This is a genomic window from Ornithinimicrobium flavum (assembly GCF_004526345.1).
In the GTDB taxonomy this organism is placed as follows: domain Bacteria; phylum Actinomycetota; class Actinomycetes; order Actinomycetales; family Dermatophilaceae; genus Ornithinicoccus; species Ornithinicoccus flavus.
In genome coordinates, this window is record NZ_CP038213.1 from 1504756 (window position 1) to 1525156 (window position 20401).

Consider the following 20401-nt stretch of genomic DNA (forward strand, 5'->3'; position numbering starts at 1 on the left):
ATCGCGGATCGTCGATCAACAAGCCTGATCGACGATCCGCGATATTCGTCTGCTGACGGGTGTTCCCCTGCAGCCTCAGAGGAGGGACCCACCGGCGCACGGCAGCGTCCCGCAGATCTCGTCACGCGGAAGTCGCGCACGTCCCCGACTGTCGCGTGACGAGGATCACGGGACGCGCGGGGAGCGGGCATCGTGCGCGCCTGAACCTCGGCGACACGTTCGCCTACGCGCTGCACCGGGTCACCGGTGAGCCGATGCTCTTCACGGGCGGAGACTTCGCAGCGGCGGGTGTGGAACGGGCCAGGTGACTCACAGCCGCACGACGCGCGTCGCTCCATCCCTGAGGGCCTCTATCGCGACCGCGTTGTCGTGGTCCGGCCCGGACGCCCGCTCGTGCGCCCGCGCAGGGTCCTCGCCGTGCCGGACGTGCCGCTCGACCAGCCGCGACTCACGCACCGCCGGGTCGAGGTCGAGGAACCACACCTCGTCCAGGGCAGCGCAGGCCCGCGGCCACGCGCCGGTGCGGGCGAGCAGGTAGTTGCCCTCGGTGACCACGAGCGGCACAGACGGAGAGATGGGCAGGGCTGAGCCGATCGAGGTCTCGAGGTCGCGGTCGTAGCGCGGGGCGTAGACGACCTCGTCCGCCGCCTGGGAGCGCAGGCGGGTGAGGAGAGCGGCATACCCGGCGTCGTCGAAGGTGTCGATGGCGCCCTTGCGGCCGCGGGCCCCGCGGGCGTGCAGGATCGCGTCGTCGAGGTGGAAGCCGTCCATCGGCGCCAGCGCGACCAGCTCGGGCCCCAGCTCGTCGGCCAGGGCCGCGGCGACCGTCGACTTGCCGGCGCCGGGCGCCCCGGTCAGCCCGAGGATGGTGCGTCCGGGGCGCGCTGCGAGGCGGCGGGCGTCCTCGACCAGCGTGGCGAGCGTGTCCGGAGGTGGCTCGAGGGCTGCGGCGGGACCGGCAGCGTCCTCAGGAGGAGACGTCACTGCCGCACGCCGTGCACGGTGGCGAGGAGCTCGGCATACCGGCCCTTGATCTCCTCCACCGACGGGTCGAGGACCGGCTCCGCGCCGACGACGGTGTCCACCGCCGCCCACTGCGGGCAGGTCTCCTCGCCGGAGAGCACCCAGGCGGCCTGGAGCGCGGCGCCGCGGGCGACGTACTCGCCGGGACGGGGCACGACGAGCGGGACGCCGATGAAGGTCGCGGCGATCTCCCGGACGGCTGCCGACCCCGTCGCGCCGCCGATGAGGAGGACCCGGTCGACGTCCACCCCCTCGCGGCGGAGGGCGTCGACGCCGGCGGCGACGTTGAGCAGCATGCCCTCGACGAAGGCCCGGGCCACGTTGGCGGGGGTGAGGTTGTCGCGGGTCATGCCGGACAGGGTGCCGCTCGCCGTCGGCAGGTTGGGGGTCCGCTCGCCGTCGAGGTAGGGGAGCAGGGTGAGCCCGCCCGCGCCGGGCTGCGCCTCGAGCGCCAGCCGCTCGAGCCCGGCCAGGTCCGTGCCGAGCGCCGTGGCCCCGGCGCCCAGCACGCGGGCGGCGTTGAGCGTGCACATGAGCGGCAGATGACCCCCGGCGGCGTCGGCGAAGCCGGCGACCTCGCCCGTGGGGTCCGAGGTGGGCCGTGGGTGCGAGGCGAAGGCGGTGCCGCTCGTGCCCAGCGAGACGGCCACGTCCCCGCCGCCCAGGCCGAGCCCCAGCGCCGCCGCCGCGTTGTCGCCGGCGCCGGGTCCGACCACCAGACCCCCGGGGCCGACCAGGCCTCCCGGGCTCCGGCCGGCAGCGGTGGCGGGGCCGAGCACCTCCGGCAGCTCGAGGTCGCCGCGGCCGGTCGCCAGGCGCAGGAGGTCTTCGTGGTAGGCGTCGGTGGAGGCGGAGAAATAGCCGGTGCCGGACGCGTCGGACCGGTCGGTGACCCACCTGCTCACCGGTGCGTCGCCGGCGAGCAGCCGGCTCGTCAGCCAGTCGTGCGGCAGCACGACGGTGCGCGTGCGCGCCAGGGAGTCCGGCTCGTTGCGGGCCAGCCAGCGCAGCTTGGTGACGGTGATCGCGGCGACCGGCACGACGCCGATCGCCTCCGCCCACGCCTGCGGTCCGCCGAGCTCGTCGATGAGGTCGAGCGCGTCCGGGGCCGACCGGGTGTCGTTCCAGAGCAGCGCCGGGCGGACCACCTGCTGGTCCTCGTCGAGGCACACCATGCCGTGCTGCTGACCGGCGACGGAGATCGCCGACACTCCCTCCAGCAACCCACCGGAGGTCGCCTCGTGCAGGGCGCTCCACCAGTGGTCAGGGTGCACCTCGGTGCCGTCGGGATGGGACGCGCGGCCGGTGCGCACCACCTCGCCGGTGCGGGCTTCGCAGACCATCACCTTGCACGACTGCGTGGAGCTGTCGACCCCGGCGACCAGGGTGGGGGCGTTCATCAGTGCCTCAGTCCTCCCAGACGATGCAGACCTTGCCCGCCTGCCCACCGTCGGCGACCTCGTAGGCCGCGCCGGCCTCGCTCAGCGGGTAGCGATGGGTCACGATCCTCTCAGGATGCTCGCCCCACCGCACGAGCATCTCGAGCAGCTCGGCCATGTGCTGCACCGACGACACCCACGACCCGTGCACGCTGATCTGCGGGTGGATGAGCAGCGGCGAGACGTCCATCGTCATCGTGCCGCCCTCGCCCACCAGGACGCACCGACCCCAGTGCCGGGTATGCCGCAGCGCGGCCAGTCGGGCGTCGGGGTGGCCGGAGCAGTCGATCGCCACCTCGCAGCCCCGGCCGTCGGTGGCCGAGCCGACCGCCTCCGCCAGGTCGGCCGGGTCGGTCACCGCCACGTCGAGCAGGTCCAGGCGCTGGGCCAGCTCCACCCGGCTGGCGACGGGGTCCATACCGATGACCCGGCGGGCGCCGAGGTGACGGCCCAGCAACGCCGCCGCCAGCCCGACCGGCCCGAGGCCGGTGACCAGGAGCGTGTCGCGGCCGCTGACCTGGCCTCTGAGCAGGCCCTCGTAGGCGGTGCCGAAGCCGCAGGAGACCAGCGCCCCGTCGACGAAGGTCAGCGGCTCGGGCAGCAGCAGGCAGCTGACCTCCTCGGCCAGCAGGTAGTCGGCGTGCCCGCCGTCGCGCTGCCAGCCGTGCGCCGCCCGGTGCTCGGAGGAGCACCCGACGGGGTAGCCGCGGCGGCACTCCTCGCACTGGCCGCACCCGCTGATGTGGTAGACGACGACCCGGTCGCCGGGGGAGAGCCGACGGGCTCTCGGCCCCACGGCGACGACCTCCCCGCACGGCTCGTGTCCGGCGACGACACCCTGGTAGGCCTCGGCGCCGACGCCGAGGTGCTCGCGGTAGATCGCCCGGATGTCCGACCCGCAGATGCTCGAGGCGCGCATCTTGAGCAGCACCTGGCCCGGCCCCGGCTCGGGCACGTCGACGGTGACGTGCTCGACGGTGGAGTCGCCCGGGAGCCGGACGCCGCGCATGGTGGAGGGCAGGGTCGTCGGCACGTGTTCCTCAGCTCTGGGGGTGGATCATCGACTTGATGGCCCGCGGGTCGTCCGTCGCCGCGGTGAGCGCCTCGGCGGTCTGGTCGAGCCGGAAGTGCCCGGTGACGAGGTCGTCCAGCCGCACCTGCCCGCAGCGAGCAGAGCGATGGCCGTGGGCCAGGTGTTGGCGTAGCGGAAGACCCCGGTCACCAGGAGCTCGCGCTCCTGGACGAGCGAGAGCGGCAGGGCGAGGGTGTCGCCGCCCATGCCGACCAGCACGGCCCGCCCGGCCGGGGACAGCGACCGCAGACCGGCCAGCGTCGAGCCGGCGTGGCCGCTGCACTCCAGCAGCACGTGGGGGTCGGGGCGCTCGCCGTACCAGTCGGGCAGCGACACCTCGCTGGCGTCCACCGTGTCCGTGGCACCGTGCGCGGCCGCGACCGCGAGCCGGTGCGGGTTGACGTCGACGACCACGACCTCGGCCGCACCCGCCACGCGCGCCACCTGGGCGCAGAGCAGCCCGACCGGCCCGGCCCCGGTGACGAGCACGCGGTCGCCGGTGCCGACGGCGGCCTTGCGGCAGGCCCACAGCGCGACCGAGAGCGGCTCGACCATCGCGGCGGCGTCGTCCCCCACCTCGTCCGGCACGGGGTGGGCGAAGGCGGAGTGGTGCACGATGAGCTCGCTGAGCGAGCCGTCGACCGGCGGGGTGGCGTGGAAGACCATGGCCGGGCACAGGTTGTAGCGACCGGACAGGCACTGCTCGCACTGCCGGCACGGCACGCCGGGCTCGATCGAGACCCGCTGCCCGACGCGGGCGGGGTCCACGTCCGCGCCGACGCCGACGATGACCCCGGCCGACTCGTGACCGAGGACCAGCGGCGCCGTCACGGCATACGAGCCGATCCGTCCGTGCGTGTAGTAGTGCGTGTCGGACCCGCACACCCCGACCGAGGTGACCTGGATGAGGACCTCGTCGTGCCCGGGCTGCGGGCGCGGGCGCTCCTGGACCTGGATCGTGCCGGGCTCGAGCAGGACGGCGGTCCGCGTCGTCCCGCGGTCGTCAGCCGTTGACATGGTCCTCCAGGGTCGCGCGGGCACCCTTGTCGTGCAACGACCGGAGGAACCCGAGGTATGCGGTGGTGAACCGCTCGTCGTGCCGCAGGTCGCCGAAGAAGGACTCGTCCTCGAGGAAGGCGAGCGGCTCCTCGCGCTGCCGCGCGGCCGCCGCCATCACCGTGTCCCTGAACCGGTCGACCACCTCGATCGGCTCGCCCTGCTCGTCCACCCCCTCGGCATACCGGGCCCAGGAGGCGACGACGAGCGCGGAGGAGTCGATCCGGCCGCCGCGCTCGAGGTTGTGCCGGATCACCGGCACCAACCACTTCGGTATGCGGTCGCTGGACTCCGCGCACAGGCGCGCCAGGGTGTCGCGCACCTCGGGGTTGGCGAAGCGGTCGATGAGCTCGCGGCGGTAGGCGTCGAGGTCGACGCCCGGGACCTCGGGCAGGGTGGGCGTGCCCTCGTGCTCCATGTAGCCGAGCAGGAACGTGACGAAGAGCGGGTCCTGGCAGACCTCGTGGGCGTAGCGGTAGCCGGCGAGGTAGCCGAGGTAGCACAGCGCCTGGTGGCTGGCGTTGAGCAGGCGGAGCTTCATCAGCTCGTAGGGGACGACGTCGTCGACGACCTGGGCGCCGGCTGCCTCGAAGGCGGGGCGTCCGGTGGGGAAGGAGTCCTCAAGCACCCACTGGGTGAACGGCTCGCAGACCACCGGCCACGCGTCCTCCACCCCGAACTGCTCGGCCAGCGCCGTGATGTCCTCCTGGCTGGTCACCGGGGTGATGCGGTCGACCATCGAGCTGGGGAACGCGACGTGCTCGGCGAGCCAGGGGGCCAGCGGCTCGCTGCCCGGCGAGCGGTCGTCCTGCAGAGCTGCGAAGGCGCCGATCATCGCCCGGGCGACGTCGCCGTTGCCAGGCAGGTTGTCGCAGGAGAGCACGGTGAACGGCTCGGTCCCGGCCGCCCGGCGCCGGCGCAGCGCCTCGCAGATGAAGCCGAATGCGCTGCGCGGGGTGCCGGGGGAGTCGAGGTCGGCCTGCAGGGCCGGGTCGTCGGGGTCGAAGCGGCCGGTCACCTGGTTGACGTGGTAGCCGCCCTCGGTGATGGTCAGGGAGACGATCCGGACCCGGGGGTCGACCATGGCGGCCAGCACCGCCTCGGGGTCGTCCGGGGCGAAGAGGTAGTCGACCATGGAGCCGATGACCCGCGGCTCCAGCCTCCCGTCAGGATGCTTGAGCACCAGCGTGTAGAGGCAGTCCTGCCCCTTGAGGGCGTCGCGCATGCGGACGTCGCCGGGCATCGTGCCGACCCCCACGATCGCCCAGTCGGAGTCGCGGCCGTCCTCCATGAGACGGTCGAGGTACATCGCCTCGTGCGCCCGGTGGAAGCCGCCGACGCCGAGGTGGACGATGCCGGGGGTCAGGGTCGAGCGGTCGTAGGTGGGCCGGGCCACCGTGTGGGGCAGCTCGTCCAGGGTCTCGTCGCTGAGGGGGACCGGCATCACCGCACGGCGCCCATGGACAGGCCTGTGACCAGCTTGTCCTGCGCGGCGAAGCCGGCGGCCAGGACCGGGACCGAGACGACCAGGCTGGCCGCGCAGACCTGCGCCAGGAACAGGCCCTGGCTGGTGACGAAGCCGGTGAGGTAGACGGGCGCGGTCTGGGCGACGGTGCTGGTCAGGACGCGGGCGAGGAGCAGCTCGTTCCAGCTGAAGATGAAGCAGATGAGCGCCGCCGCGGCGATGCCGGGCATCACGACCGGGGCGATCACCTGGCGCAGGGTGGTCGTCAGGTTCGCCCCGTCGATCTGCGCCGCCTCGATCATCTCCACCGGAACCTCCGCGAGGAACGAGCGCAGCATCCAGATGGCGATCGGCAGGTTCATCGACGTGTAGAAGATGGTGAGCAGCACGATGTTGTCCAGCAGCCCGGAGAACTGCGCGAACAGGTAGATCGGCAGGATCGCGGCGACGATCGGCAGCATCTTGGTGGAGAGCATGAAGAACAGCACGTCCTGCCACTTCTTCACCGGTCGGATCGACAGCGCGTAGGCCGCCGGGAAGGCCAGGAGGATGACCAGCGCCGTCGACAGCACGCTGGCGGTCAGGGAGTTGAGCAGCGGCCCCCACGGGTCCGCCCCGAAGAAGTTGCGGTAGCCCTCCACGCTGAAGGGGGCGAACAGCTGCGGCGGGTTGGTCGCCGCATCCGTCTCGCTCCGGAAGGACACCAGCACCATCCACAGGAACGGGATGAAGAAGAGCAGGCCGATCGCCCAGGCCAGGATCGCCAGGCCGAGGCCCTGGCGACCGGCCTTGTCGCGGAACGGCGACCGACGCTGGCTCGGGGGCTTCAGGGCGATGGTCATCGTGACTCCTCCTGGAAGACGGTGAAGACGGTCCGGAGGGCGAGCATCGACACGATGAGGGTGCCCGCCACCGTGACCACGCCGGCTGCCGAGGCGCGGCCGTAGTCCTGTGCGGTGTAGAAGGTCTGGTAGACGAAGTAGGGCAGGTTGGCGCTGCCGGTGGCGCCGGCCGTGATGGTGAAGACGTGGTCGAAGTTCTGCACCACGTAGATGGTGCCGAGCAGCACGCTGAGCTCGATGTAGGGGCGCAGGTGCGGCAGCGTCATGTGCCGGAAGATCTGCCAGCTGCTCGCGCCGTCGATGCGCGCCGCCTCGACGACGTCCATCGGCCGGCTCTGCAGCCCGGCCAGCAGGATGAGCATCATGAACGGCGTCCACTGCCAGGAGATCGCCGCGATCAGGGCCGGCAGCGGCATGCTGCCGACCCAGTCGGGCTGGGGGGCGTCGTCGCCGAGGAAGATGGTGAGCAGGCCGTTGAACAGGCCGTACTCGGGGTTGTAGAGCGCGTGCTTCCACAGCAGGGCCGCCGCGATCGGCACCAGCAGGAACGGCGTGATCATCATCGTGCGCACCACGCCGCGGCCGGGGAACTTCCGGTCCAGCAGGAGCGCGATGACCAGACCCAGGATGAGGCAGATGAGCACCACGCTCACGGTCAGGACGACGGTGACGACCACCGCCGAGCGGGCGTTGACGTCCGTGAAGACCCGTGCGTAGTTGCTGAACCCGGCGAACCCGCGGTCGTCCGGGTAGTAGGAGTTCCAGTCCATGAACGAGACGATCAGCGTGCCTATGAACGGCAGCTGGGTCAGCACGATCACGAAGATCAGGGCGGGCAGCAGCGGCAGCCGGCGGCGCCACGTCTCCGACATCCCGCTCTGCCGTCGCTCGGCGGGCGGTGGTGCCCCCGTCCGGACGGCGTCGGCGGCCACTTCGGTGCTCATCGGTCGCGCTCCTCTCGTGCCTCGTAGCGTTCGGCGATGTCCTCGGCCAGCTGCTGGCCCTGGGCGAGGGCGTCCTCGACGCTCATCCGTCCCGCGATCGCGGCGCTGATGTCCTGGCTGACCTGGGTGCCGAGCTCGGGGAACTCGGGCAGGCCGATGAACTGGATGCCCATCGCGGGCCGGGGCTGCAGGCCGGGGTTCTCCGGGTCGGCGGCCTCGATCGCCTGCCTGGTCGGCTCGGCGAACGCTCCCGCGACCTCGAGGTAGTCGGGGTTCTCGTAGGTGGAGGCCCGCTTGCCGGACGGCACCTGGGCCCACCCGACCTGCTCGCCGACCAGCTCCTCGTACTCCTTGCTCGAGGCCCAGGAGATGAACTCCCACGCGTCGTCCTTGTTCTCCGAGGCTTCCTGGACCGCGAACGACCAGGCGTAGAGCCACCCGGAGCTGTCCGTCTCGACCACCGGTGCGGGCGCGTAGCCGAGCAGGCCCTGCACGGGGGAGCCGTCGGCCTCGAGCGAGCCGGCGGCCGAGGTCGCGTCGTACCACATCGCCGAGTTGCCCTGCGTCAGGTTGTTGAGGCACTCGACGAAGCCGGAGTTGGGCGCGCCGCGCTGACCGTGCTCACGCACCAGGTCGACGTAGAAGGTGACGGCCTCGGTGAACTCCGGCGAGTTGACCATCGGTGTCATCCCGCTCGTGGAGTTCTGCTCGTCGGACTCGAACCAGGTGCCGCCGAAGGTGTTGACCACGGTGGTCAGAGGGGCGAAGATCTGGCCCCAGCCGGGCTGCCCGCGCAGACAGATGCCGGACATGCCGGGCTCGGCCCCGTCCACCTGGGCGGCGATGTCGGCGACCTCCTGCCAGGTGGGCTGCTCAGGCATCGCGATGCCCTCACGGTCCAGGATGTCCTTGCGGTACATCAGGAACGACGACTCGCCGTAGAACGGCTCCCCGTAGACGCTGCCGTCGACCGTCAGCGACGTCGTCATCGGCGCGAGGATGTCGTCCTGGTCGAAGTCCGGGTCGCCGGCGATGTAGTCGTCGAGGTTGGCGACCCACCCGGCCCGCGCGTAGATCGGGATCTCGAAGTTGGAGAGGGTGGCCACGTCATACTGCCCCGACTGGCTGGTGAACTCCTGGCTGACCCGGTCGCGGAGGTCGTTCTCCGGCAGGATCGTGTAGTTGACCGTGATCCCCGTCTCGGCGGTGAAGTGCTCCTCGGTCAGCCGCTGGAGATCGGCCATCTGCGGGTTGTTCACCATGATCACGTTCAGTGACCCCTCCGCCCCCGAGCCGCCACCCGCCCAGCCCAGGGTGCAGGCGCTGAGCGAGAGCGAGGCGGCGAGGGACAGGGCCAGCGCCGTCGTGGTCCGTGCCCGTCTGCGTCGTTGCACTGTCTCTCCCCTTCGTCGGGCTCAAACGAGCAACTGTCGTGCACGCTTGAGCGCAGGTGATCGAGTCAACTATCTTTCTGCTGGGGTGTCAAGGCCTTCCCGACGCCGTGGGTCGGGATCCCGGACGGAGAGGCGGCAGGCGATGGGGCGAGGAGACGTCTTGGGCTCGGGTGAGCGGCGTGCTGCTGCCGCCGTGGCGCGTCGGTACTACCTGGACGGCGAGTCCAAGGTCGACATCGCGGCCGAGCTCGGCCTGAGCCGCTTCAAGGTCGCCCGCCTGCTGGACCTGGCCAAGGAGGCCGGGATGGTGCGGATCGAGATCGTCGAGCCGGTCGAGGAGCAGATGCTCGAGCTCGCGGCACGGGTCAGCAGCAGGTGGGGCCTGCGCGAGTGCTGGGTCGTGCCCGGCTCGGCCACGGCGCAGCTGGACGTCGCGCGGGCAGCGGCCGAGCTGCTGGGCAGGCTGCTCGGCCCGCAGGACGTGCTGGGTATGCCGTGGAGCCGGTCGGTGCACGCCATGGTCGACTCCCTGGTCACGCTGCCGCGGGTGCCGATCGTGCAGCTCAGCGGCGCGGCGGCGACAACCTCTGTGGACAGCAGCACGGTCGACATCGTGCGTCGCGCGTCCCGGATCGCCGGTGGTGGGCGGCAGGTCTTCTTCGCACCTCTGGTCATGCCCGACGAGCAGGCGGCCGAGGCGGTGCGCCGTGATCCCGCGGTGCGCGACACCCTGGCCGCCGCGAGCACCGTGACGGTGGCGATGGTGGGCATCGGGGCCTGGGCTCCGGGGGAGTCGACCATCTACGACCTCGTCGACGAGGCGGCCCGTGACGAGGTGGTCGCCGTCAACACCGTCGGCGAGATCGCCGGGGTCTTCTTCGACGAGCAGGGGCGTCTCGTCGAGCCTCCCCTCTCCCGGAGGGTGATCGCGCTGAGCGGGGAGCAGCTCGTCGGGATTCCCACGGTGCTCGCCAGCTGTCACCAGCTGTCGCGGATGCCGGCGCTGGTTCCTGCGTTGCGAGGGGGACTCGTCAACGCGCTCGTCGTCACGGCAGAGATCGCGGACGCGCTGCTGGACGTCCCCTGACACGGCTCGGCGAGCGTCCCCGGCAACGGCGCGTGCTCGAGCGAGGAGGCACAGGGGTCCGTGAGGAAATATCGCGGATCGTCGATCAACGAGCCTGACCGACGATCCGCGATATTCGTCCGCTGACGGGTGTCCCCTGCCGCCTCAGGGAGGAGGGACCCACCGGCGCACGGCGGCGTCCCGCAGATCTCGGCACGCGGAAGTCGGACACGTCCCCGACTGTCGCGTGACGAGGATCGCGGGACGCACTTCAGCGTCGAGCAGGGGGTCCGGAGGGGGACGGCCCGAATCTACGGGCTGCCGAGCGCGTCGAGCAGGGCGCCCAGGACCGTCTCCTCGTGCACGGCCCGCCCGTGCCGGCGCATCGCCGCACCCAGCTCCGGGTCCCAGGAGGGCTCGACCGGCGCCCCCACCAGCTCCGGGCCGCCCATGGTCAGCCCGGCCAGGTAGTCGTCCACGCTCATCCGCCACGGCCGCACCCCGTGCCGGGCGACCGCCCGCTCGGCCAGCGCGACGCCGGGCCAGTCGAAGTCGCCGTGGTAGCGCAGGTCCGCCCCGGCCGCGGCGAGCAGGCCGAGCACCTCGTCCACGACCAGGTTGGGCTCGCCCGCGGTGCACACGACCGCCCAGCCGTCGATCGAGCTCTCGGCGACGGCCTCCAGCACGCGCGGGTTCTCGCACACCAGGACCGGCCGGTCGACGACCGGGACCACGGCATCGGCGCGGCGCAGGTCCCACGCGGTCACGTGCACCGGATCGCCGGCCGCAGCCGCGCTGGCCAGCCGCCGGGCGAGCGGGTCGTCGCCCACGAGACGCAGACGCCACAGCAGGCAGGTGCGCGAGACCAGGTCGGGAGCCACCCCGACCGCCGCCCACAGCTCCTCCCGCCCCCGGGCGGACGCCGGGACGGCCACACCGGCCGCGGCGGCCAGGCCGCGGAGCACCACGTGGTGGACGACATTGTCCCGGTCCAGGGCGTGGGCGTCCCCGAGCAGCCGCGCACCCAGCTCGACCCGGGAGACGGTATGCCGTGCCGACCCCGGTGCGGGCAGCGCGCCGAGGACGGCCGCCGCCCCGCGCACGACCTGCTCCGCGTCGGGCCGAGACGTCAGCACGCCCGTGCGCCGCAGGCCGGCCACCCACTCCTGCGCCCACGGCGTGCGGACCAGCTCGGCGGCCAGGGCCAGCGGCGTCTCCCGGGCGGTGTCCCGGGCCGCGCGGGAGGCCGGGCGGTCCCGCGGGGCGCTCCCGGTGACGAGGGTGAGCACCTCCAGGAGGCCGCCGACCCCGGACCGCTCGCGCAACCGGGCGTCCAGCGCGTCCAGGGCGACCCGCTGCCGGTCCCGGACGGTGGTGCGGCCGAGCAGGGCGGCGAGCGCCTGCCGCTCCACGCGCGTGGCGGGAGCGAGCACGACATACCCCTGCGGCTCGAGCCCGGCCTGCTCGAACCGGTCCCGGATGCGCGCCCACGTGGGGCCGAGCGCGGCGTCGGCCAGCCACGGGGGCAGGTCGCTCACCCCACGCTCTCCAGGGTCCGGCCGTCCCAGCGGTACTCGTACTGGGCGATGCCCCGCTGCGCCGGGTCGCGCAGCGCCTCGTAGATCGCCAGCGACGGCACGGTCGGGTGGTCGCCCCACAGCCGCTCGCTGGTGATGACGAAGTCCAGGTCGAGCTGGACGAGGAGACCGAAGAGCAGCGGGTGGGTGCGCACGTCGATCTTGGGGAAGGCGTCGTCGAGGAGGACGAGACGCGGGGCGTGGGGCGCGGCGCCGGCCAGCGAGGTGAAGTGCGCGGCGGCGGCGGCGAAGAGTGGCAGGTAGCAGAGCACCTTCTGCTCCCCCTGGGACAGCGGCGAGCGGCGGTGCAGCCGCTCCCACCGGCCCAGGGCCTCGGGGCGGGTGTAGCGGATGGTGAACGCGAACCACGTGCGGTAGTCCAGCGCGGCGGCCAGGTGCTCGGAGTAGGACAGCTCGGGGTGCTCGGCGCGGGAGGCCTCGATGAGGCGGTGCAGCGCGTCGTGGAGCTTGGCCCGCTCCTCGGGCAGCAGCGCGCCGACCGGCTGGGTGAGCAGGTCGACGGCCTCGCGCGCCTCGGCGGCGACGTCGTCGCGCAGCTTCCAGTCCAGCCGTACCCGGATGCCCTGGGACGTGGTCACGTGCCCGAGCTGGGCGTTCATCGCCTCGACCAGCTCCTGGGCGTCGCGCCGGCAGCGCCGCAGGGTCTCGCCGAGCTCGCCGAGGACGTGCCGCTCGAACTGCTGGCGCTCCCGCCTCGTCAGCAGCTCCCGGTCGCGCTCCACCCCCGCCGCCACCCGACGGGCCAGGGCCGTCACCGCGGCCTCGCCCGCCTCGTCGCGGCCGGAGACGGTATGCAGCTCGCCCAGGGTCGCCAGCGCGGGCTGGTGCTCGGCCGCGGGCCCGCTGGTGGCGCTGCTGTGGCGCTCGTAGAGGCGGGTGGTCACGGAGGGCACCTCGGCCTCGCTGAGCCCGGTGAGGGCGCGGGCGGCGGTCACGGAGGCGCGGGGGACGGGCGCCGTGGGGTCCAGCGCGGCGAGGGCCAGCAGCGCGTCGGTGGACTCCGGGGCTACCTCGGCCGCCTCGCCCAGCCCGTCCACCCGCAGCGCCTCGACGAGGGCGGCGAGGGTGGCTGCGCGGGTGTCGGCGTGGTCGGCGAGGCGCTGCCGGGCCGCGTCGACGCCGGTGCGACCCTGACCGAGCTCCACCAGCAGGTCCTCGAGCGACCGGCGGGAGGCGACGACCGTGCGGCGGTGCTCCTCGAGGGTCGTCCGGGTGGCCGTGATCCGGCGGTCGAGCTCGGCGACGGAGTCGCCGACGCTGGAGCGCAGCTCCTCGTGCGCGGCGGCGGCGACGTCCGCCCGCCGGCGTGCCTGGTCGGCCGCCGCCTCGTCGGCCTCCTGGGTCTGCACGGAGAGGGCGTGGTCGTCGGCGGCGCGGGACCAGGTGGCCAGCAGCCCCCGGACGTGCGGGACCTGGCGGTCGAGGTCGCGCAGGTCCACGGCCAGGGCTCGCAGCGCCTCCTCGACCGCGTCGAGGGCGGTGCGCTCGGGCGGCAGGTCGTGCTCCGTGGCGATGCGCCGCAGCTCCTCGGCGAGGCGGGCGGTCTCTGCCCGCGCGGCCTGGGCGGCCGACTGCGCCCGCTGGTTGTGGCCCTCCTCGCGCTGCTCGGTCTCCAGCAGCAGCTCGGCGCGCTGCCAGGCGGAGAGCAGGTCCCGCCCGCTGGGCACCGCGGCCACCCACGCCTCCAGGGCGGTGACGCCGGCACCGGCCTCGGCCCGCTCCCGCTCGCTGCGCTCCAGCTGCTGCTGCTGCGCGGCGATCTCGGCGTCCAGGGCGGCCAGTCTCCGGGCGCGCTCCGCGGCCCGGGCGGGGGCGCCGACGTACTGCGCCAGGTCCTTGCCGGCGTGGCCGTGGGCCGGCCCGAGGCGCCAGGAGCCGTCCGTGCCGATGCGAGGACCCGGACCGTCGCTGCCCAGCCCGATGCCGCCCAGCACCGCCGCGACGTCGGACTCGGCGACGTCGCTGCCCTCGGGCAGGTCGACGACGAGGGTCTGCGCCAGGGACGGCGAGACCGGCGGACCCGCGACCAGCACGATGTCGCGCAGCCCCGCGTCCAGCAGCCGTCCGCCGGGTCGGACCCAGGCGTCGAGCAGCCCCGAGGCCTGCAGCGCCGCCTCCAGGCCGGCACGTTCCTCCCGCGAGAGGTGGTCGGCGAAGTCGACGACCTGCCACAGGGCCGACCCGTCCGGCCGGGCGGCGCGGGGGAGGGGAGGCGGTGGGGGTGCCGGGTCGCGCTCGGACTCGACGGTCGCGCGTTGGGTGTGCAGCAGCCCGAGCTGCTCCTGGGCGGTCCGGGCGGCGGCCCCGGCGCGCGCGCCCGTCTCGCGCAGCTCGGCCAGCCGTGGTCCGGCGGCTCCGGCCGCGAGCCGACCGAGGTCGCCGACGGCCTGAGGGGTCAGCTCGGCCGGCAGGGCCACCTCCGGCGTGCCCTCCGCACCCGCCCAGCCGGTGAGTGCGTCGAGCAGCAGGTCGACCTGCCGGTCGGCCTCGACCTCGGCCTCCGTCCGCAGGGACCGGGCCTCCTCCCAGCGGGCCTCCGCCTGCTCCGCCTCCCGCTCGGCCCCCGACTGGCGGACCTCGGCGTCGGCGAGAGTCTCGGCCGCCCCACGCACGACGCCCACGCCGGCCCGCCGTCGGGTGACCGCCGAGGTGGCGTCGGAGAGCGCGTCGGCGAGCTGGTCCAGGCCCGCGGCGACCGGGCCCCCGGCGACCACGTCGGCGGCGGTCCCGGGCTCGTCGGTGAGCGACTGCGCGGTGAGGGTGGTCGTGAGGGAGACGTCGTGCACGGTGCGCCGCAGCCCGTCGGCGGTGGTCCGCACCGCGGCGGACAGCTGGTCGAGCGTCGCCCCGAGCTCGTCGCGGGCCCGCTCCAGCGCGCCCGCGGTTCGCCCCGACGCGCCGCGGGCACGCTCGGCGCGCGCGTCGGCGTCCCGGGCGAGGTCGGCGTCGCGCCGTGCCTGCTGGGCGAGCTCGCCCAGCCGCCGCTGGTCGCGGAACTCCGGGCTGTCCCGCAGCGTGGCCAGCCGCGCCTCGTCCGCGGCCACCCCGGCCTCCGCGGCGGTCAGCGCCGAGCGCGCCCCGGCCTGCCGCTGCTCGACCTCCGCCAGGGTCTCCTCCGCCCGGTGCACCGCGGTCCGCAGCCGCCCTTCCTCCTGGACCACGGCGACGACGGTCCGGCTCCGGGCGGCCAGGACGGCCCGCGCGTAGTCGGCATACGCCTGCGCGAGCGCGGTCAGCGCGGCGGCCGCGGCGGCGCGCCGGTCGATCTGCTCGCCGAAGGCGGTGAGCTCATCGAAGGTGTCGGCCGCCGCACGGACCGACTGCTCGTCGAGCTGGGGCAGCGCCTGGGACAGCTGCTGGGTGAGCCGGGCGGGCTCGATGTCCTCCCCGACCTGCGGCTGGCGCAGCCAGTAGAGCAGGCGCAGCACCTCGTCGTAGCTCCTCGGGTCGAGGCCGAAGAGGGCCCGCCCGACGTGCGCCTTGTAGTCGGCCGCGCGGTCGAAGACGTGGTCGGCGCCCAGCACTTCGCGCAGCCGGGCGTGGGGGAGCGGTCCCGCCGCGTCCTCGAGCTCGAAGTCGTCACCCAGGCGCTGGTCGGTCGCGAAGTGCCACGCCGTCGCGGACCGGGCGCTGGAGGAGGCGCGGATGCCGACGCCGCAGGTGAGGCGCTCCTCGTCGCCGTCAGCGGTCGTGCGGGCGAACTCGACCCACACGTAGCCCACCCGGTTGCCGGCCTCGACGCCGTCGGTCATCAGCCACAGCAGGCTCGTGTGGTGCTTGGCCGACGCGGTGAGCCGAGCCTTGTCGCCGTCCAGCGCGAAGGGCAGGAGCATCTCCAGCGTCTTGGACTTGCCGGCGCCGTTGGCGCCGCGCAGCAGCAGGCGGCCGTCGGCGAAGGTGAAGACCTGTTCGTCGTACTGCCAGACGTTGAGGACCCCCGCGCGGGACAGCCGGAAGCGGGACGCGCCGTCGCCGGCGGCGGCGGCCGGGCCGCGGCCGGGCAGGGGCAGGGTCATACGTCCTCCTCGAAGAGCGACCGCTCCCCGGCGGGGCCGGCGGTGGTGACGAGCTCGGGCCGGGGTGCGTAGCGGGCGGCGGCGGCGTGCACGAGCAGCGTCGAGCCCTCGTCGCGCACCAGACCGGTCGCCGCGAGGATCGCCAGCGCCTCCGCCCACAGCGCGTCGGGGTCGGCCTGGTGGGCCTTGCGCAGGCCGCGGCGCCAGGTGCGGAACACGCGGTCGGCGGCCGACCTGGCCGTGGAGGTGGCGACGGGCGTCCACGCGCCGCTCGCCCCGTCGTGGTCCTGCCCCCGCGCCGCCTCGGTCAGCTCGCCGAGGAGCAGGAGGGCGAAGTGCCGGGCCGACCCCGCTCCCGGGAAGGTCAGGTCGGTCAGCTCCCCGTCCCGGTCCAGCGCCAGTGCACCCTCGGCACGGATCTCCAGCTCCAGGCCGAACCAGCGGGCGAACCACTCCCGCTCCCGCTCGCGGTTGCGTCGCCACCAGCCGGCCTGCTCCTCGCTCAGCTCCTCGGTCGAGAGGACGGGGCGCTCCAGCAGGTGACGGCGGACCGCGATCCGGGCGCCCCCGGCCGCGGAGGGCACCTCCATGACGGTGAGGACGTCCTCGGGCGTGCGGCAGGTGGACAGAGGCGCGGCCACCAGGACCGCGAGCCGGTCGCGGTGCACGTCGAGCAGGGACTCGGTATGCCGTTCCGCCCAGTGCTCGAGGTCGCCGTCGCGCTCGGTGAGCACGCCGAGGTCGACGAGGGCGGTGAGCGCCGAGTGCAGGGCGCGCCGGTCGGTGATCCCGTCGAGGTCGATCTCGACGCCCGCGTCGGCGGCGGCCGACCGCACGCCGGCCACGAGCTCGTCGACCATGACCTGACGGCGGGCCCGGGTCAGCGCGGCCAGGGTCAGGGCCAGGAGCGCGTAGCGCCGGGGGGTGAAGGGGGTGCCGTTGCGACGGCGCAGCCCCCGGGTGGCGTCGGGGTGCAGGCCGGTCTTGACCAGGCGGGCCAGGGTCGGCTCCACGACGAGGCGGTAGCCGAGGCCGTCGGCGAACATCGGCACGAGCTCGCGCTGGTGGCGCCGGACCAGGGCGAGGTCGTCGGCGTGCCCGTCGGCGTGCAGCAGCGGGGTGCGCACGAGCGCGCGGGCGGCCCGGCGGCGCTCGGCCTCCGCGTAGGGGTCGGTGGGTGGAGCCGGTCGCTCGTCCAGGCTCATGCCTCGATTCTCCTGACCTGTTCCTCGGCCGGCTCGGTGGTGCGCAGCTCGACCGCCAGGTCACGCAGCACCAGCGTCCCGGCGGGGCTGCGCAGCCGGACGGCGGCGCCCGGTTCGCGGCGCACGTCGAGGAACAGCGAGGTGTTGCTGGTGCGCAGCTGGGCCCGTGCGGTGTCCGTGGGCCCGAGCGGGCGGCCCGCCCGGGTGAGCGCGGCGGCATACAGGTCCAGGAAGGCCGAGCGGGCCTCGTCGCTGACGCGCAGGTCGTAGAGGGGACCGGCGTGCGCGGCCAGCTCCGCCGCGGCGGCGCGCAGACGGGCCTCCTGCTGGGCGCGCTCGGCGAGGCGCGCCTGCTTGGCCGCGGTGTAGTCGGCCCGTGCCGCCGCCCGGCCACCCGCCTGCCGGTCGCCGCGCAGCCGCAGCCCGACCGGCACCTCGGCGGCCGGGGCGTCCCACCAGCTGCGCGTCGAGGGGACGGGGTCGCCCTCGGTCTCGGCGGCGAAGGCGAGGTGTCGGCTGCCGTAGAGGCCGAACGCCGCGGCCCACAGCTCGTGCGCCCGGTCGTCGGGAGCGTCGTCGAACCACCCGGCCAGCCGCACCAGGTCGCCGTACCGGCTCTGGTGACGGTCCGCGCCCGCGGCGATGCGCCGCAGGTTGGTGAGCAGCGCCCGCAGCGCGTCGGTGGCCAGCCGGCGGACGTTGTCCGCGTCGGCGCGGCGGCCGGGGGAGCCGAGGAACCACGCGTGCAGGCTCCGCCAGTCGTCCGGGTCCAGGCCGGGCGCCCGCTGCGCCTGGCTCCCGTCGAGGGCGACCAGGCGCCCGCCCGATGCGGCCCGGTCGCACAGCGGGACCACGTGCGGCTCGAGGGCGACCAGCTGGTCGGCCATCTGCGGCAGGTGTCGCGAGATCTCGTCGACGAAGCGCTGGAGGTAGTCGATGAGCGCGCCCTTGAACAGGACGAACTCGTCACGGCCCAGGTCGAAGCGGGTCAGCACCTGGGCCAGGTAGGAGTAGAACTGGCGGGTCGAGGTGACCAGCACCTCGAACTGCGCGAAGAGGGTGGAGGCCTGGGTGGCGACGTCGGTCGGGTCGGCGCGGTCCAGGCCCTGCCCGCACAGCCGGTCGAGCCTCGAGAGCCCGGCCAGCATGCCCGGCAGCATCTCGCTGGACACCTCACGGGCGCCGTCGGACCGGGTGAGCAGCTCCTCGACCTGGCGCTGCACGAGCTCGCCGCGAGGCGTCAGCTGGTAGCGGGAGCGGTTGCGCAGGTACTCGCGGACGCTGCGGGCCTCGGTCTCCCTGGGACTGCGGGCCAGGTTGCCGTGCTCGACGAGGTAGGACAGGCGCTGGTCCACCGTGTCCCGGTCGAGCTCGACGCCCTGCTCGCGGAGCCGGTCGGTGATCTCGTCGGCCGACTGGTCGGAGAGGAAGCCGCTGATCCCGGCGGTGAACAGCCGCATGATCGCCAGGTACGTGCCCGCCTCGTCGTTGACGGCATACCGCAGCGCGCCGAGCGTGAGCCGCTCGGCCGGCTGGAGCACCCCGTCGGACATGGGCACAGCCTACGAAGTCCCGCCCGGTCTTCAGCCCCTGCTCACCCCAGGAGGTCCGCGACGGCGCCCCACAGCTGATTGACGCCCAGCACGAGGAAGATCAGCGTCGTGAGGCCGAGCGTCGCGTTGAGGTACCACTTGTTGGCCCACTCCTTCGGGATCCGGCTCCCGTTGAGCAGGCCCAGCAGCGTGAGCGCCAGGAACGGCATGAAGAGGGCGCCGAGCACGCCGTAGGCCAGGATCAGTCCGATCGGGCGACCGAGGAAGAGCAGCAGCATCGGCGGGAAGGTCAGCCACAGTAGGTAGAACTTGAAGTATTTCCCGCCGACCCGGGTGTCGGGGTGGCCCGACTCGACGCCCCGCATGTTGCCTAAGAAGTCGGCGAACATCAGGGACGCCGTTCCACACGCCGATGATCGAGGAGAACGCGGCCGCCCAGAACCCGACCAGGAACCAGGTGCCGATCACGTCGCCGTAGCGCTCCTTCAGCACCTCATACAGGTCGAGCAGCCCCTCGTCCCCCGCACTGATCGCGGCGCCGGCGGCGCGCACGACCTCCGCGCCGACGATGAGCATCGCGGTGACGAAGATGCCGGTGAGCACGTAGGCCATCGAGTTGTCGATGCGCATGACCTTCATCCACTTGGGTGTGTACCACCCCTTCTCCCGCAGCCAGTAGCCGTAGGCGGCCAGGGTGATCGTGCCGCCGACGCCGCCGGCCAGGGCAAGGGTGTAGACGAGGCCACCCTCGGGGATGCGCGGCACCAGGCCGGTGAGCATCTCCGGCACGTTGGGCAGGGCGATGATGGCCAGACCCACGACGCTGACGAACATGATGCCGACCAGCCCGGCGGTGATCTTCTCGAAGACGGCGTAGCGGTTGAACCACACGATCGCGAAGCCGAGCAGGCCCATGAGGATCGCCCAGACAGTCAACGGCACCTGCGGGAAGAGGGCCGCGAGGGGCAGCGCCGTCGAGGACATCGCGGAGGCGCCGTAGACGAAGCCCCAGATCATGATGTAGGGCCCCGAAGTACCAGGTGGTCCACCGGCCGAGACTGCGCCACCCCTCGAAGATCGTGTATCCGGTGGCCAGGGTGTAGCGCCCGGCGCCCTCGACGAGCACGATCTTGAGGAGCACGCCGACGATGACCGCCCAGAGCAGCGTGTAGCCGTAGCGCGACCCGGCCGCCAGGGTGGCCACCATGTCGGCCGCGCCGACACCGGTGGCCGCCACGACCAGACCCGGGCCGATGACCTTCCAGCGAGCCTTCTTGCCCTGGTCGTCGTCGACCGTCTCGAGATGGCCGACCTTGCGTCCTGAGTCCTCGGTGCTCATGGTCCCTCCCAGGTATGCCGTGCCCAGCGCGGGGGCAGTCGACGGGTGCGGGACAGGCTACGACAGCCCCTTCCCGATGTCCTGTCCGTCCCGACCCGTCCCCGGTCCCCGCGACGGCCGGTGGCGGGGAGGCCACACTGACGTCCACGACGGCGGCTCATTCACAGGGCAGGGGCGTAGGCTCCGGGGAGCGAGACCGTTCAGGTCTTCTTTCTAAGGGTTTCCCATGGCCGACAAGTCCCCGCGCAACTCCATGTCCAAGAAGTCCGGCAAGTCGATCAAGGAGAAGCGGGCCGACAAGCGCGCCCAGGGAGAGTCGTCGTCGTCGCAGGTCGAGAAGGCGATCCACCCCAAGAAGCACTGACGTGGCGCTGCTCACGGTCGGCGTC

At 73.5% G+C, this 20401-nt stretch carries 14 protein-coding genes and 1 pseudogene; 2 read left to right on the top strand and 13 right to left on the bottom strand.

What is annotated here, in order from left to right; all coding sequences use genetic code 11:
• Positions 1 to 309 precede the first annotated feature (309 nt).
• The 8 genes from E3Z34_RS06980 to E3Z34_RS07015 are packed head-to-tail and all read right to left on the bottom strand — an operon-like array spanning position 310 to position 9235.
• Positions 310 to 984: a nucleoside/nucleotide kinase family protein gene (locus tag E3Z34_RS06980; protein ID WP_202977042.1), complete on the bottom strand. Its 675-nt coding sequence runs from the start codon at positions 982 to 984 to the stop codon at positions 310 to 312.
• Positions 981 to 2423 (bottom strand): xylulokinase, encoded by a 1443-nt coding sequence (gene xylB, locus E3Z34_RS06985; protein ID WP_134773027.1) that lies wholly within the window; start codon positions 2421 to 2423, stop codon positions 981 to 983. Before xylB ends, E3Z34_RS06980 begins: the two co-directional genes overlap by 4 nt.
• A gap of 7 nt (positions 2424 to 2430) precedes the next feature.
• Positions 2431 to 3495, bottom strand: a complete 1065-nt coding sequence (locus E3Z34_RS06990; RefSeq protein WP_238695397.1) for a zinc-dependent alcohol dehydrogenase family protein — start codon at positions 3493 to 3495, stop codon at positions 2431 to 2433.
• A 24-nt stretch (positions 3496 to 3519) separates the two neighbouring features.
• A complete protein-coding gene (locus E3Z34_RS06995; protein ID WP_338043788.1) occupies positions 3520 to 4551 on the bottom strand; it encodes an NAD(P)-dependent alcohol dehydrogenase in 1032 nt (343 codons plus the stop codon).
• The gene (locus E3Z34_RS07000) at positions 4538 to 6034 is read right to left on the bottom strand and encodes a mannitol dehydrogenase family protein (RefSeq protein ID WP_134773028.1); all 1497 of its coding nucleotides are present in this window, start codon (positions 6032 to 6034) and stop codon (positions 4538 to 4540) included. The genes E3Z34_RS06995 and E3Z34_RS07000 overlap by 14 nt, the downstream gene beginning before the upstream one ends.
• Entirely contained in the window at positions 6034 to 6897 is an 864-nt protein-coding gene (locus E3Z34_RS07005) for a carbohydrate ABC transporter permease (protein ID WP_134773029.1), read from the bottom strand. Before E3Z34_RS07005 ends, E3Z34_RS07000 begins: the two co-directional genes overlap by 1 nt.
• Positions 6894 to 7841 (bottom strand): carbohydrate ABC transporter permease, encoded by a 948-nt coding sequence (locus tag E3Z34_RS07010; protein WP_134773030.1) that lies wholly within the window; start codon positions 7839 to 7841, stop codon positions 6894 to 6896. The genes E3Z34_RS07005 and E3Z34_RS07010 overlap by 4 nt, the downstream gene beginning before the upstream one ends.
• On the bottom strand, positions 7838 to 9235 hold the full coding sequence (locus tag E3Z34_RS07015; protein ID WP_134773031.1) for an ABC transporter substrate-binding protein: 1398 nt from the start codon (positions 9233 to 9235) through the stop codon (positions 7838 to 7840). The genes E3Z34_RS07010 and E3Z34_RS07015 overlap by 4 nt, the downstream gene beginning before the upstream one ends.
• A gap of 160 nt (positions 9236 to 9395) precedes the next feature.
• On the opposite strand from E3Z34_RS07015, the gene E3Z34_RS07020 reads away from it, so the two are divergent.
• A complete protein-coding gene (locus E3Z34_RS07020; protein WP_158288628.1) occupies positions 9396 to 10322 on the top strand; it encodes a sugar-binding transcriptional regulator in 927 nt (308 codons plus the stop codon).
• 290 nt (positions 10323 to 10612) lie between these two features.
• Here E3Z34_RS07020 and E3Z34_RS07025 read toward each other — a convergent pair whose 3' ends face one another.
• The 5 genes and pseudogenes from E3Z34_RS07025 to E3Z34_RS07045 form a co-directional block, all read right to left on the bottom strand.
• Entirely contained in the window at positions 10613 to 11839 is a 1227-nt protein-coding gene (locus E3Z34_RS07025) for a TIGR02679 family protein (RefSeq protein ID WP_158288629.1), read from the bottom strand.
• The gene (locus tag E3Z34_RS07030) at positions 11836 to 15915 is read right to left on the bottom strand and encodes a TIGR02680 family protein (RefSeq protein WP_134773034.1); all 4080 of its coding nucleotides are present in this window, start codon (positions 15913 to 15915) and stop codon (positions 11836 to 11838) included. The genes E3Z34_RS07025 and E3Z34_RS07030 overlap by 4 nt, the downstream gene beginning before the upstream one ends.
• Positions 15912 to 17120, bottom strand: coding sequence for a TIGR02678 family protein (locus tag E3Z34_RS07035; protein WP_134773035.1), 1209 nt, complete (start codon positions 17118 to 17120; stop codon positions 15912 to 15914). Before E3Z34_RS07035 ends, E3Z34_RS07030 begins: the two co-directional genes overlap by 4 nt.
• Positions 17117 to 18673 carry a TIGR02677 family protein gene (locus tag E3Z34_RS07040; RefSeq protein ID WP_134773036.1) on the bottom strand — a complete coding sequence of 519 codons (1557 nt, stop codon included), beginning with the start codon at positions 18671 to 18673 and terminating at the stop codon, positions 17117 to 17119. Before E3Z34_RS07040 ends, E3Z34_RS07035 begins: the two co-directional genes overlap by 4 nt.
• Before the next feature lie 41 nt (positions 18674 to 18714).
• Positions 18715 to 20012 (bottom strand): annotated as a pseudogene (locus E3Z34_RS07045) (Nramp family divalent metal transporter).
• A gap of 226 nt (positions 20013 to 20238) precedes the next feature.
• On the opposite strand from E3Z34_RS07045, the gene E3Z34_RS17835 reads away from it, so the two are divergent.
• Positions 20239 to 20376: a hypothetical protein gene (locus E3Z34_RS17835; protein ID WP_170212989.1), complete on the top strand. Its 138-nt coding sequence runs from the start codon at positions 20239 to 20241 to the stop codon at positions 20374 to 20376.
• Positions 20377 to 20401: the final 25 nt, after the last annotated feature.